The organism is Arcanobacterium bovis (assembly GCF_004331995.1).
Classification (GTDB): domain Bacteria; phylum Actinomycetota; class Actinomycetes; order Actinomycetales; family Actinomycetaceae; genus Arcanobacterium_A; species Arcanobacterium_A bovis.
This window is the reverse complement of record NZ_SJDT01000005.1, coordinates 93,529-108,230: the sequence shown is the minus strand read 5'-3', so window position 1 is coordinate 108,230 and position 14,702 is coordinate 93,529. Positions and strand designations below refer to the sequence as shown.

Below are 14,702 nucleotides of genomic sequence, written 5' to 3'. Positions count from 1 at the left end.
CGAACTGAACTGGCGGAAAGTAGCAAGACGCTACTTTCCGCCAGTAGTTTTAGGTCACTACATGTAAATTTACTCAGTAATGCCCAGTTGATCGAAGATAAAAGCTAGCTGGTGAGCGCGATCTTCCCAGCGCTTATATCTTCCCGATCCGCCGCCATGCCCTGCTACAAGCTCAGTTCTTTGCAAAATGGGCCGAGCTTCGAAATCATTAGCCACCGTGGCACGCAATTTCGCAACCCATTTAGTAGGCTCAACAAAACTCACTCGAATATCGTTGATCGACGTAGAAGCCAAAATCGCCGGATACTCCACCGCCTGAATATTCTCATACGGGGAATACGACTTCATGTATCGGTAGATTTCTTCCGATTCAATCGGATTGCCCCATTCTTCCCATTCACCAACCGTCAAAGGAAGCTCAGGCTTCAAAATCGTGGTCAAGGCATCCACAAAAGGCACAGCAGCGTGGATTACGCGGAATCGCCACGGCGCTAGGTTGGCAATCGCGCCCATGAGTAAGCCACCTGCCGAACCACCTTCGGCAGCTACTCGCTCACTCGCCACTAACCCTAAGTCCACCACGTGCTGCGCGGCGTCGATAAAATCGGTGAAAGTGTTGCGTTTCTGGAGCATCTTCCCCTGCTCGTACCACTTTCTTCCCATCTCGCCGCCACCACGAACATGTGCAACCACATACACCATGCCACGGTCAAACATCGGCAGATAAGCTGCACTAAACCACGGATCCATCGAAATCTCATACGAACCATAGCCGTAGATTAGCCCTGGATTATGCCCTTGACAGTCAAGATCAGCGCGATGTGCAATAGTCAGCGGGATTTTGGTTCCGTCCTGCGCCGTCGCCCATTCGCGGTACTCAACATATGCCTCAGCGTCGTAACCAGGCACATGCGTAACCTTCACCGTGCTCGTCTCGCCCGTCCGCACGTCGTAATTCAGATGCGTAACAGGGCGGGTCAACGACTCCACCGAGAATAGGATCGATGTCGCGTCCCAATTGGCTTCGGCATTCAACTCAATTGTGGCAAGCTCCGCACCTGGAATCACCTGCGGCTCGAGCCAATTATCCCCATCGCGCTTCATCACGCGAAGTTGTTGCGAACCGCCCGAGCGCATCTGCACAACAGCGAAATCTCGGAAAGCACCCACACCATTGATATGTTCACCATCACCAGCAGAAATAACCAGTTTCCACTGCTCGGGCGTACTAATTCCAATAGGCGCGCGAGAAATCTCGAAATCCGGGTTGTGGGCGTTGTGGGTAATGAGTAGATGATCGCCGGCCACTTCCGCAGCGTATTCGAGATTTTCCATACGCGGGCACACCAATATTGGTGCGGCAGCGACGTCGTCCAAGGAAAGCAACCGCTGCTCAGACTGAGTAGTAGAGCCTGCGAGTATGGACATCCACTTCCCGTCGCAGGAACGCATGATACCCACGTTGAATTTCTCGTCATCTTCTTGGTAAATGAGCTGGTCAGCCGAGGGATCAGTGCCAAGTTCATGGCGCCACACCTGGTAGTTGCGCCACGCCTCGTCGGTGCGTGTGAAGAAAATATGACGCGAATCGGCGCTCCACACCAGTCCATAAGCTACATCGCTGAGCGCATCATCGACCACTGCACCCGATTCAATATCGTGGATACGCAGCGAAAATGTTTCGTCACCCGAATCGTCAATCGCGAGCGCAGCTAACTTCCCATCAGGAGAAATCGCCGCCGAACCGATCGAGAAAAACTCTTTTCCATCTGCTAAGACATTGCCGTCGTACACCACGGTTGGGTTAGAAATCTTCAGCGGATCTGGGCGCACGTTCGGATCGACGACGGCGGTGCGGAAAAGTCCCGGATAACTCTTACCTTCCCAGGTGCGAGTCCAATACCAGTAGTCACCTTGCCGAATAGCTGGTGAAACGTCATCTTCTTTGGTGTGGCGAGCGATCTCATCAACGATATTCTTACGCAGACCCGCTAGATGCTTGGTGCGCTCTTCATAGTAGGCGTTTTCTTGCGTAATATGCTCCATGACCTTCGGATTTGTTTCGTCACGGAACCACTCGTAGTCGTCGAAAAATTCATCGCCATGAAAGACGCGAGCCACTGGCTGCCGCTCAGGCATAGGGTATGTTTGAACTTCACTCATGACACAAGTCTATAAAACCGAGTCAAATTGGATATTGATAATCAACCATGTGAACAGCTCAGCGTAAACTCATTGTCACAAGCGCTTTGAGCTACACGCGACACCTACCGTGAGCTCCACGCCGCACCTAACGCGATCTAGGCACGCCACCTCGCGCGAACTACACGAGTTAGTCACCGTGAGCCACACACAACGCGCAGCTTGAACTACTTGGCGTGAGCTTGGGTCTGTGCAACCGCAGCTCGGTCAACAAACTCATTTGCTTCGTCGCCGCTGTGTCCACGCACCCACTCCACCTCGGTGTAGCCCGTCCGCGACTCGTAGAGATTCAATAGCCGCTCAATCAATTCTTGGTTAAGCACTGGCTTACCGTCCGATTTGCGCCAACCTTTCGCGCGCCAACCTTTGGCCCACTTCGTCATCGAATTAATAACGTAGGAGGAATCAGCACGAATAAGCAGGCTACCAGCAGGTCCAACGAACTCAAGCGCCTTAATCATTGCCGTGAGTTCCATAATATTATTGGTGGTTTGCGCCGAGCCGCCCGATTCAGAGCGCCCAGAAATCTGCTCGACCCAGGCCCAGCCGCCCGGTCCGGGATTGCCAGAACACGAACCGTCAGTGGCAATCACAAAATCAAAGCCCGGACGCGGTTTTCCAATCGGCTTCTGAACTGGCATCATTCCTCATTTCCGTAAATCTTTTACAGTAATACTCGAGAAATCTTTCACAGTGTTACTGGGACAGTGTTACTGAGCGATTCTTTCACAGTGACTCGACCAACACGATACACAGGATCACTACAGCGCCTGCTATTTTATCGCGAAAAGCGAGTTTTATCGCCAAAAGCACGTTCCCTGTATTTCAGTTGCTCGCATTCTTCGCTAATCTAGTAAGTAGAACTGAGAAAGGGCCACAATGCTGAAGCTTTCCGAATATCGCGACCTTATCAACCTCGATTGCGACTTCCCGGATCCGAAAAAAGACAAACGATCAAACTACGATCTTCTCATGACGGCGCTCGGCGGGCTCCGCAACAAGCACTTCACCGGCACGTCGTCTATGGCGCATCTTTCCACCGACGACGGTCTGTTCCGTTGGCTTCAAGCCGAGCTATCGTTGCGTGAGCCAGCAGCAATCGATCCAATCACCTCCCGCGCCATCAACACCTTGCTCTATCGCGAGACTGGAAAACGTGGGCGCGTCGAGGCATCTCACCTGCGACGCGTATCGGAAATTTTGCCTGAATGCGATTATCTCGACGCAAACCAGGTAGTTCTCTACCGCGGCGACATTCGCCAACTTGTGGTGGACGCCGTCGTCAATCCTGCCCTGCCTGAACTCACCGGTTGCCCAATCCCGCTACACGGCTGCTTGGATTCCGAAATTCACGCGCAAGCTGGCCCGTGGCTACGCAACGATTGTGCGAAGATCATTGAGCTCCAAGGTCATAACGAAGAGCCGGGCGATGTGACCATGACCCGCGGCTATCGTATGCCCACCAAGTACATCATTCACGCACTTGGCCCAGACGTGAAGAATCGTGAGGCGACTGACGCCGATCGCCTCGCCTTGCGTAACTGCTATCTGAACGCGCTTGATCTTGCTGCGGAAAAGGGCGATATTCACTCAATCGCATTCCCGGCAATCTCGACTGGTTGGAATGGATTCCCAGTTCACGAAGCCGCCACGATTGCCTTGGGCGCCGTTGAGGACTGGATGAAGAACCGAACATCAGAGATGGATCTCGTGGTCTTTTCGGTGCATTCTGATGAAGATGCCGAAGTCTATATGGATATTTTGGCTCGTTGGGTAGCTGACTAGGAGTCTCGTGAATCCAGAAGATCTTTTTCGTCTTGTTGACGTTACTGGCGTAATCGCCAACGGATTAATTGGTGCAGCTCTTGCACGTAAATATGGATTTGATCTGATCGGATTCTTAGTTCTTGGCGCAGCCTCCGCTCTAGGCGGCGGTTTGTTGCGTGATATGATGCTCGGAATTGGTTTTCCAGTGGCATTGACAGATCCTTGGTACTTGGGCGGCGCCTTTGGCGCCGCCACCTTTGCCTACTTCGTACCTTTGGAAAGTAAATGGTCACAACGCGCCTTGAGCTTTGGCGACGTCTTAGCCTTGGGATGCTGGTCAGCTACCGGAGCTTCAAAAGGTTTATCCGCTGGTCTCGGCGTTGTTTCCTCGATATTTTTGGGGGTTGTTACCGCCGTATGCGGCGGAATGATCCGTGACGTGCTCGTCAATCAAATCCCCTCTATCTTTGGCGGCAATCCCCTGTATGCCACCTTCTCTGTATTTGCAGCAGCTCAGATGGTATTTTTCCAGAGCCGGCATCAATATGCGCTAGGTATGGGGCTGGCTATCGTGCTGTGCACGATTTTTGGGATCTTGGCGCGCCGTTATCAATGGATTTTCCCCAAAGCCTACGATCTTCGCACAGCTACCAGCAAAATGCGCAAACGGCGTCTCCAACAACCATCTGCGAAAGCTGGACGTAGAAACTTGCGTTTTTTGCGGCGTCAGCATGAAGAGCAGCAGCACAACAACCCAAGTTCCTGATCCTTTCAAACCAATTTCACCACACGACTCGTCTCAATCGTTTTCAACGGCTGATTTCATTCAATGTGTTTTCACTGAATCCTTAAAACCGCAGGTCAAATCACCCCATCTCCACATAATGGACACATATTCCTCAATGTGATACACCCGTGTAGCTTGTAAATCCGGAAAATAGTTCACGGAGGAATCATGTCTGCTGCAGCAAAGCAACACTCAAAACATCACGGTCATCGTGAAGAATGGTCGGGCCAATTCGGATTTATCATGTCCGCAATCGGTTCAGCAATCGGTCTTGGCAATATTTGGCGCTTCCCAGGTGTGGCTTACACCAATGGTGGAGGCGCATTTCTCGTTCCGTACATCGTAGCGCTTCTCACCGCAGGCATTCCGATTCTCCTCCTCGACTACGCCCTCGGCCACCGCTATCACGGATCGTCACCTACCGTATTCCGACGTCTCGGCAAGGCTTGGGAATCGGTAGGTTGGTTCCACGTGATGATTTGCGTGGTAATCACGTCGTATTACGCCGTCATTCTCGCCTGGGCAGTGCGTTACGTTATGTTCTCCACCAACCTCGCATGGGCCGACGACACCACCTCCTTCTTCCTCAAAGACTTCCTCAAAGTGGGAGAGCCTGGCGTAAATGCCGATATCGTGGTGGGAATCTTCATTCCGCTCGCGCTCGTATGGATCGCCGCGTTCATCGTCATGGCTCTGGGAGTGACGCGCGGAATCGAACGTATCAACCGATTCTTCATTCCCTTCCTCGTAGTAATTTTCGCAGCTCTCGTAATTCGCGCCCTCTTCTTGCAAGGCGCCCTTGACGGACTCAATGCTTTCTTTACGCCGAATTGGTCGGCTTTGTCTGATCCTGGCGTATGGATTGCCGCGTATTCACAAATCTTCTTCTCTCTCTCAGTTGGCTTCGGAATTATGCTCACCTATTCGAGCTATCTCAAAGCCAAATCCAATATCGTGCCAACTGCGCTGGTCACCGGCTTTGCCAATTCTTCGTTCGAGATCCTCGCGGGAATCGGCGTGTTCGCCACTCTAGGTTTCATGGCTGCTCAGCAAGGTGTCCCAGTAAATGAGCTCCAAGGTTTGAGCGGACCAATCCTCTCCTTCGTGACTTTCCCAGCCGTGATCTCTATGATGCCGGGCGGTCCACTGTTTGGAATCGTATTCTTCCTTTCGCTCACAATTGCTGGATTCACCTCGCTCGTTTCCTTGCTACAGGTAACTTCGGCAGCCTTCCAGGAAAAGTTCGGTATCTCTCGGCGCTCCGCAACCATGTGGATCACGGGCGTTTCCGGCGTCGCCTCGGTATTTATCTTCTCTACTACCGATGGGCTCAACGCCCTCGATGTCGTGGATAAATACATCAATGAGCTGGGAATTATCGGCGCAGCTATCGTTGCATGCGTTGTTGTGTCATTCGTGCTTCGTCGTCTGCCTTTGTTGCGTGCGCACCTGAACTACAACTCGATGTTGAAACTTGGACCTTGGTGGTACGCGATGGTTGCAGTGCTCGTGCCAGCTGTGCTGTCGGTGATTTTGGTGGCTACCGTCATTGAGCTCATCAAAGAGCCTTATGGCGGATACCCAGTGTGGTTCAACGCCACGTTTGGCTGGGCAATGATTGTGGGCACTATTGCAGCCTCGGTGATTTTCAGCTTGCTCCGTTGGAAGACGCCGGTGGACGATTTCGATCCGATGACCTTCCATGGCATCGAAGCTGCAGGCGGTTACAACGATTCTCCTGTTGGTGCCACGGCAACCGAAGCTTCGGCGTCGTCGTCAGCCTCTACGAAGCAATAGAACATACAACTCACTTCAAGCAGATAAGGAAAAGACATGGGAACTTCTGCAATCGTCATGATGGTGGTCTCCATCGGCACTGTATGGGGCGGGCTGATTGCCTCCATCGCATACCTCACCACTCATCCAATGGATGACTCTGAGTAAAGCTACAACTATCTGATTCAATCCAAGGTAGTTGAGACCTCCGAGATAATATCGAGTTGAAACCGGTAGACTAAACTCTGCATTACCGTTTCGGCGCTATATTTCTCGGAGGTTTCCTCATGGCTGGTGGTCTCGCCGCTCTTCTCGACGACGTCGCAGCAATTGCGAAACTTGCTGCCGCGAGCGTGGACGACGTCGCTGCTGCCGCAGGTAAAGCCTCAGTCAAAGCGGTGGGAGTTGTGGTTGACGACGCCGCAGTAACCCCGCAGTACGTGCGGGGATTGTCGCCCAAACGCGAACTTCCAATCATTTGGCGTATCTCCCAAGGCTCGATCCTCAATAAGTTGATCATCATCTGCCTCGCACTGGCTATGAATCAGTGGACTCCGTGGCTACTCACCCCACTGCTCATGCTCGGCGGCACCTACCTTTGTTTCGAGGGCACCGAGAAAGTTATTGAGCACTTCACATCACGCGGAAACCATGAGGAAAAACCTGCCGTCGACCAGGGTAAAGACGCCGAAAAAACGGTGATTCGCGGCGCAGTGCGCACCGATTTCATTCTCTCTGCTGAGATTATTGTGATTGCGCTCAACGAGGTCAAAGACAAATCTTTCGGGCTAATCCTCGGCGCGCTCATCATCACCGCTTTTGTGATCACCGCTGGCGTCTACGGCGCAGTAGCCGTGCTTGTGAAGATGGACGACGTTGGCATCAGCCTCATGACACGAAAACGCACCACCACCGTCGGGAAACGCATCGGCGCTGGTCTTGTGCGTGCGATGCCCAAAGTCATGGAGTTCATTTCGGTAGTGGGTACGCTGGCGATGATGTGGGTGGGTGGTCACCTTTTCATTCAAGGTCTCGCCGATCTGGGGTGGTCGCCAATTTACGACGCCGTACACAACGTTTCGCACGCACTGAGCGGCATCGCCGGTATCGGCGGCTTTTTGGCATGGACCACCAACACAGTTCTCTCGATGCTCTTTGGTTTCCTGTGGGGATCAGTGTTTGCGATGCCAATTATGGCACTTCACCAGCGGAAATCGAACGCAGCAAACTAAACAAGGCATAGCGATCTGAAGCCAGTGCGGCAAAATGGCACAGAAGCACAGCACTCTAGCTAGTGGTAGTGATCTTGTGTCCACGATCAAACGATAAAGCGCAACAGCGTTGCTTTACTTCCACCACGTTTCCCAAGGCGTCACTGGCATTGTGCGCTTGTGGCGGGTGCGTAAAAACATCGTTTCGATCTTTTGAGCAGCGGATTCGTTAACGTCTTGCCCTTCAAGATAGTCGTCAATATCTGCGTAGCGAAGGCCGAGCTCATCCTCATCGGCTCGACCCGGATTTTTGTCGAGCAAATCGGCAGTGGGAACTTTCATCGCGACTGATTCCTCTCCGCCGAGATACGAAACTAGCGATCTTACCTGCCGTTTGTTCAAACCAGAGAGGGGGGTGAGATCTGCACCGCCGTCGCCATACTTCGTATAAAAACCCGTTACAGCCTCCGCCGCATGATCAGTGCCAATAACCAAGAGGTGCTCATCGCCAGCAATCGCATATTGCGCCACCATTCGAAGGCGCGCTTTGGTATTTCCCTTGGTGAAATCACTCATTTGCATGGCCACGGAGCGATCGTATTCCTGTTCAAAGGCATCAACTGCGTCACCAATATTGAAGGTGACCACTCGATCAGGCTGAATGAAACGCAAAGCTGCCTGAGCGTCGTCTTCGTCTACTTGAATCCGATACGGAAGACGGACAGCCACAAACGTAGCCTCGTGCCCTTGTTCGCGTAAGCGTTCCACAGCGAGCTGGGCAAGACGCCCACCAAGGCTCGAATCGACTCCCCCAGAAATGCCCAGTACAAATCCCTTTGTTTTCGTAGCCAGGCAGTAATTGACGAGGAAATCCACACGTTTTTCCACTTCAGAGGCAGGATCGATGCTTGGCTGCACGCCAAGCTCGGCAATAATTTCTCGCTGTAGTTCTCGCATAGTATGTAGCCTACTCTGAGAGCTTAGTTACGGAAAATAGAAGACATAGCTACCACCAGCGGTTTTAAGTAATTATGTTCACAGCATATTCATCAATTGTCCATAGACGACTTATTGAGAATGTGCGAGACTGAGAGAGTTATCGAAAATTAGGGAATTTAAGAGTTTCTCCCGTATAACGAGGTACCCCCAAGGCGCATCATAATATTGTTTTGGAATATCTCCCCATACGTAATGATTTAACTTTTAACTACTTTGGGGGTAATATGCGTTCCCGACTTCAACTATCCACAGCTACGCTTGCTGCGGCTTTATTATTTATTTCTGGTCAAGCCGCGGTGGCGACCAACGCCTCGGCAGCTCCTTCCACAGTAAAACAACAGACGGTCGCGACTGCACCACAAAGTGTGGAACCACCTAGTCCCACACCACCCTCACTTAAAGAGCTGGGCGGGATTGAGAACCTCGCCCATGACTCTGTCAAGGTGATGGTTATCCTCAAGCAACAACCAAGCACACCGTCGTCTACCGCTGAGAAAAACAATCTCAATACCCAAAACACTATGCTCAGCGACTGGCAAAGCAAATATGGCATCACCGTTGATCGCCAGTTTGGGTACTTGGTCAACGGATTCTCGGCAACGATGCCTTCTGCCAATATTGCTCGCCTTGCAACCGATTCGCGCGTGGAATCAGTCAAGATTGAGCGCGTCTACTACCCAACCGAGACTAACGCTCGCGAACTGGAAGGCGCATCGGCAGCTTTCACTGCCGCTGGCGTGGATGGTACCGGTATGGTTGTGTCAGTTATCGACACGGGAATCGACACCAAACATCAAGATATTCGTCTTGACGACGGCAAATGCGCCGCCTCAAAAATCCAAACTTACGACACCTCAAAGGGTTTTACCTGCAAAGTTCCAGCAGGTTATAACTACGCTGACGAGAACTACACGATCATAGACACCACTGGCTCAGAGCACGGGCAGCACGTAGCTGGAATCATTGGTGCCAACGGCGGAGTTGGCGATGCTCCAGCTCCTCCAGGACGTCTCGACGGTATTGCACCAAATGCGCAGCTACTCGCCATGAAAGTCTTTTCTAATCGCGGTGGCGGAGCAAGTGATTCGGATATTATTGCCGCCATCGAAGATTCGGTGAAGCTCAAGGCAGATGTCATTAATATGTCGCTCGGCGTACCCAACGGGGCAAATAACACCTCTGACGGAACATTCCGCGCTATCGCCGCAGCTCGTAATGCTGGCGTAATTACGCTGGTAGCTGCTGGAAACGAAGGTCTCAACTTCTCTCCAACTGGGCAAACAGACGATAAAATCGGCTACTACGACGACGCAACAGCGGGAACGCCGGCAGTGTTTACCGATGCTTTCGCCGTCGGATCAATCGACAACGCCCCAGTTGTTACCTACACCGGCTACTGGAACGACGGCACTGATAAATCGCTATCTTACGTGCAGGCAACGGGCACGCCAGACGGCGCTAACCACGAGCTAGTTAATGTGAACCTTGGGCGTACCGAAGACTACACCACCCTCGGAATCACTGATCTCACTGGCAAATACGCGCTCGTTGAGCGTGGCACCACGACTTTTGCAGAGAAGTATCAAGCTGCAATCGATCACAAGGCAGCTGGCATTGTTATCTTTAACTCGGCAACGTACGGCGAGGATTTCGTGGCGATGTCCGGCATTGAATCGTTCACAATTCCAGGCACCTCGATTCATCGTGCCGATGCCTTATCAATCCGTACAGCTCTCCAAGCTGGCAAGACAGTCAATATTCGATTCACTTCGGAGTCCACCAAGAGCATTCCGACCACGCTTCAACCGTCGTCGTTCAGCTCATGGGGGCCGACGCCAAATTTGGACTTCGCACCACAGATTTCCGGCATCGGTGGCGGTGTGAACTCCACCCTCAATGGCAACCGTTATGGTTATAAATCTGGCACGTCGATGGCTACCCCAAATGTGGCTGGCACTTCGGCGCTCCTCCTCCAGAACTTCGCTCAGCGATTCCCTTCGCTCACCGGCACCGCGAAGGTAGATAACGTCAAAGTTGCGCTCATGAATACTGCGCAAATCCCGGTTGATGCACAACAAAAGCCATTCGCACCACGCCAAGTTGGTGCAGGTCTTGCGCGTATTGACCTCGCGTTGAAGAACAACGTGTTCGCCACTGTAAACGGTTTGCCATACGTGTCGCTCCACGAAGTTAATTCATCGCGTACCTTTACCGTTACACTCAGCAATCAGGGAAGTAACGCTGTTTCGTACTCACTACCAGCACAAAAAGTGCTCAATGAGACGAACGCAGCGCAGCAGTACACAGTAACCACGCTCTCGTCTGAAACCTTGACGCCGAGCGCACAAACTGTAACCGTACAACCAGGCTCCACAGCGAGCGTAACCTTCACGTTGGCCCCAAATACTGGTTCGTCGCACTTCATTGAAGGCTGGGCACAATTTAAGTCTACGACGGCTGACGCGCCAGATATCGCAGTTCCATATCTCGGTTTCGTTGGAAACTGGAACGCAGAAAATATTATCGACGACGGTTCCAAACTCGGCTACGAGAGCTTCCTCGGGCTCCAGTACCAGGGAAGCTATGTACCGGTCGCGGCGTCGTCGCGCTCCTATGAGTACTGGCTTTCCCCGAACGGCGACGGAAACTTCGACTACGTCACTCCGGTTCTATTCTTGCTACGAAATGCAACGGAAGCACGCTACGAAATCTGGGATTCATCCAAATCTCAATTCATCACCACGGTAGGTGAAGAAGTTTCTTTGCGACGTCAGATATTGAGTCAAGTGACGCGTCTGGGCACGTCTTCTCGTTACGCTGCCGCCTCAGGTAACTTCGATGGAAATACTTGGGATCCGCAGGCAGTAGCTTACAAGAATCTTCCAGACGGTCGCTACACTTACCGTGTTAAAGCGAGAGTTGGTACAAATTTCGATTGGCAAAACAAAGATTTCTCGTTCGGCATCGATACCACTCAGCCCACCATTTCCTTTGGCTCTGTTGTTAACGGACAAGTGAGTGTGACAGTTGGCGATACTGGTTCTGGCATTTTGCAGGCACCAACTGCAAAGTCGTCCAATGGCGCTAGCTTGACAGTGACACCAACCGGCACGAATACCTATTCGATTTCCCTACCGACTGACGGTTCAACACAAATTTTCGCCTATGCTTATGATCGAGCCCTCAACTCGACTGTGAGCTCGAAACTTATATCCGGCGCATCGGTGCTGGTGGCAAGTGCCGATTTGCTTACATCGTCGGTCATCGGACCTTCAAATCCGTTGGTGCACGACGGCAGCGTTGAGATTCGCGGTGTTGTGAATGACGATATTTCCAAGGTCATGGTCAATGACCAAGAAGTGACGCCGAAAAATGGCACCTTCTCAGTGATGGTCCCACTATCGGAAGGCGTGAATGAGCTGTCGGTGCGCGCATACGTCGGTGATGCCCAAGCTGGCGACGCGATTAATTTGGCGCCAATCTACGATTCTTCGGCACCGAAGGTTGAGTTCGATTCGAAATCCCTTACCTCCGATGGCAAGCTTCTGATTGCCGACGACGGTTCGGCAACGCTCACAGGTACCGTCACTGATTCACGTAACGGCGCAAAGTTGTCGCTGAACATCAACGGTCAAAACGTAACAGTTGCCGACGACGGAACCTTTAGCTTCACGATCAAGGACGCTACCTCGCTCAATTCCTTGGCGATCAGCGCTTCCGATCAAGCGAACAACACACTTGCTACGCTGGCAGTGCCAACTGTGAGCCCAACAGCCACATTCGTGGAGCCAACAGTCACAAATGCTAGCTGTAACGGGCTTATAACCTGCTTGGTTCCTCCTGTATCGTCAGATACCACTACTCAAGGATTCACGGTTCGTGGCACACTTGGCGATGCTAAGAGCATCAGCTTCCAACCAGGAGATCGCGCTATCAGCAGCGGAGCCTATACATCGAACACTCCGATCAACGTAACCACTGCTGCTGATGGAACATTCACTGTCAAATTGAATTTAATCACTGGTTTTAACGATTTCCGAGTGAAGGTTTACGATTCCACCGGCGCTGTACACAGCGATTTTGCGTCGTCGTTCCTATTCGACGTAACGCCGCCAAGCGTGAAATTCTCTGATCCTAAGCTTTACCACGGCACCTTGATTACGAATCAAGATTCGGTAGTCATGCGCGGATCAGCGTCCGATGATGGTTGGGGCTACAAGCTGCTGCTTAACGATATTTCCGCCAAGGAAGTATTTGAGTACGGCGGAATCGGACCTGCATCGAACCAGCGTACCTTTGATCAGACCTTGCCGGTACAGCAAGGCGATCAACTTCTTGTTGCTTTCGCAGATCAGATGGGCAATGCTCTGTCGGGACTCATTCCAGTAGTGGTGGATAAAACTGCACCGGGTTTGAGCTTGACCGGCTTGACCGCAGGATCACAAATCAATAAGGATACGCCGGTGACGGCAACCGTCAACGACCCATATTTGGCCAATATCAAGGTTTACCTTGATGGAGCACAAATCGGAACACAATCCACTCAGTTCTCACAAACCACCAATCCTGTTGAATCAATTTTGGTACAAGGAAGTAGTGCGCCAGTAAATACCGCCGCGACTTCAACCGAGACCACTCTTCAACAGGCAGTGGTAGCGTCAGCACAAACGGCCGGCTACCACAAGATAACGGTGACGGGAACCGACGTCGCGGGCAATACTGTTTCGCAGGACTTCCCTTACGCCGTCAACCTCGGCTATACCTTGCTCGGGCCTGATACGCTGACGATGGATATCACCACTGATCAGCTCGCCGATCAAGCTAAGCTCTACGCCACAATTGCGTCGAACTACAAGGCCTCGTTGACGACGGACACCTCAGGTATCGATCCAAATGCTAAGGTTACGGCGACATCACTCTCGTCGCTCACGAACGGAACACAAACCGTCGTCATCACGACGACGAACCAGTTCGGAGTGCAAACGACGAAGTCGATCACCTTGACTTTGAATGCAACCACTCCGCCGCTTCCACCCACCACACTTTCGCTGTTGTGGATGGAGCGCACCTACGATATGGCTGTGGGCGTCTCACCATCGCCAAGTACTGATCAGCTTGAATACCGGTTCCTCTCTTACAACCTGTCCACCAACAAATGGACGGTGTTCCAAGACTGGAGCACGGCAAACTGGGCAGGATGGACCGCCGATAGCGGTACGTATTGGTTACATGTTGAGGCACGACACAAGGTGACCAAGGCGAGCGTAAGCGATAAGACGATTGCCTTCGCTTATCCAAAGCTCAAAGGTGATTTGTCCGGCACAACGTTCTCGCTGTTATGGATTCAACGTGAAGAGGATATGGCCGTTGGTGCTGCTCCATCAGTTAGCACCGATCAGATTGAGTACAAGTTCTTGAGCTACAACACTCAAACAGGCACTTGGAAAGTTCTACAAGATTGGAATGTCAGCAACTGGGCAAGCTGGAGAGCAGCAAGCGGTTCCTACTGGCTCCGAGTTGAAGCGCGAAATAAGGTGACGAAAGCCTATATTGGCGACAAAACCATCGCGTTTGCATATCCACACTTGTTGGACATCAGTGGCACCTACGTTGCTACACAAAGCGGCTATACACTCACCGGAGTGTCGTCATACAACCCGAAGGCTACCTTCAAGACTTCCATATATGACCACAGCACAGGACAATGGATCTCATCGTCCACGGTTCAGTGGCAAAAATGGTACTTGAAACCAGGAAACTACACCGTTCGTTTCGACGTATTCACCTCCGGCGGGGAACTCATCGAACAGCGCTACTACGGTTTCACGGTATAAAACCCAATCAGCGGGTGTGCACTGCTAAAACTGCACAGCTAATTGTGCGGTAACAACTAGAAGGTTCGGGTGGGAATGATATCATTCCCACCCGAACCTATGTGTATCCCAATGAAAATCCAGTGC

General features: G+C 52.0%; 9 protein-coding genes. 6 read left to right on the top strand and 3 right to left on the bottom strand.

Going from position 1 to position 14,702, the window contains the following annotated elements:
• Positions 1 to 69 precede the first annotated feature (69 nt).
• Together EZJ44_RS07105 and EZJ44_RS07100 are read right to left on the bottom strand one after the other, a co-directional pair.
• Positions 70 to 2,163: a S9 family peptidase gene (locus EZJ44_RS07105; RefSeq protein ID WP_131281743.1), complete on the bottom strand. Its 2,094-nt coding sequence runs from the start codon at positions 2,161 to 2,163 to the stop codon at positions 70 to 72.
• A gap of 206 nt (positions 2,164 to 2,369) precedes the next feature.
• Positions 2,370 to 2,846, bottom strand: a complete 477-nt coding sequence (locus tag EZJ44_RS07100; protein ID WP_131281739.1) for a ribonuclease H family protein — start codon at positions 2,844 to 2,846, stop codon at positions 2,370 to 2,372.
• A 235-nt stretch (positions 2,847 to 3,081) separates the two neighbouring features.
• On the opposite strand from EZJ44_RS07100, the gene EZJ44_RS07095 reads away from it, so the two are divergent.
• From EZJ44_RS07095 to EZJ44_RS07075, 5 genes are all read left to right on the top strand, one after another.
• The gene (locus EZJ44_RS07095; protein ID WP_131281736.1) at positions 3,082 to 3,987 is read left to right on the top strand and encodes a macro domain-containing protein; all 906 of its coding nucleotides are present in this window, start codon (positions 3,082 to 3,084) and stop codon (positions 3,985 to 3,987) included.
• Positions 3,988 to 3,994: 7 nt separating this feature from the next.
• Positions 3,995 to 4,735, top strand: a complete 741-nt coding sequence (locus tag EZJ44_RS07090) for a trimeric intracellular cation channel family protein (RefSeq protein ID WP_131281733.1) — start codon at positions 3,995 to 3,997, stop codon at positions 4,733 to 4,735.
• Positions 4,736 to 4,924: 189 nt separating this feature from the next.
• Positions 4,925 to 6,553, top strand: a complete 1,629-nt coding sequence (locus EZJ44_RS07085) for a sodium-dependent transporter (RefSeq protein ID WP_131281731.1) — start codon at positions 4,925 to 4,927, stop codon at positions 6,551 to 6,553.
• Positions 6,554 to 6,589: 36 nt separating this feature from the next.
• Positions 6,590 to 6,700 (top strand): methionine/alanine import family NSS transporter small subunit, encoded by a 111-nt coding sequence (locus EZJ44_RS07080; RefSeq protein ID WP_131281729.1) that lies wholly within the window; start codon positions 6,590 to 6,592, stop codon positions 6,698 to 6,700.
• A gap of 119 nt (positions 6,701 to 6,819) precedes the next feature.
• Entirely contained in the window at positions 6,820 to 7,764 is a 945-nt protein-coding gene (locus tag EZJ44_RS07075) for a DUF808 domain-containing protein (RefSeq protein ID WP_131281727.1), read from the top strand.
• 114 nt (positions 7,765 to 7,878) lie between these two features.
• Here EZJ44_RS07075 and nadE read toward each other — a convergent pair whose 3' ends face one another.
• Entirely contained in the window at positions 7,879 to 8,700 is an 822-nt protein-coding gene (gene nadE, locus EZJ44_RS07070; RefSeq protein WP_131281725.1) for an ammonia-dependent NAD(+) synthetase, read from the bottom strand.
• Positions 8,701 to 8,966: 266 nt separating this feature from the next.
• On the opposite strand from nadE, the gene EZJ44_RS07065 reads away from it, so the two are divergent.
• Positions 8,967 to 14,576: a S8 family serine peptidase gene (locus tag EZJ44_RS07065; protein WP_131281723.1), complete on the top strand. Its 5,610-nt coding sequence runs from the start codon at positions 8,967 to 8,969 to the stop codon at positions 14,574 to 14,576.
• Positions 14,577 to 14,702 lie beyond the last annotated feature (126 nt).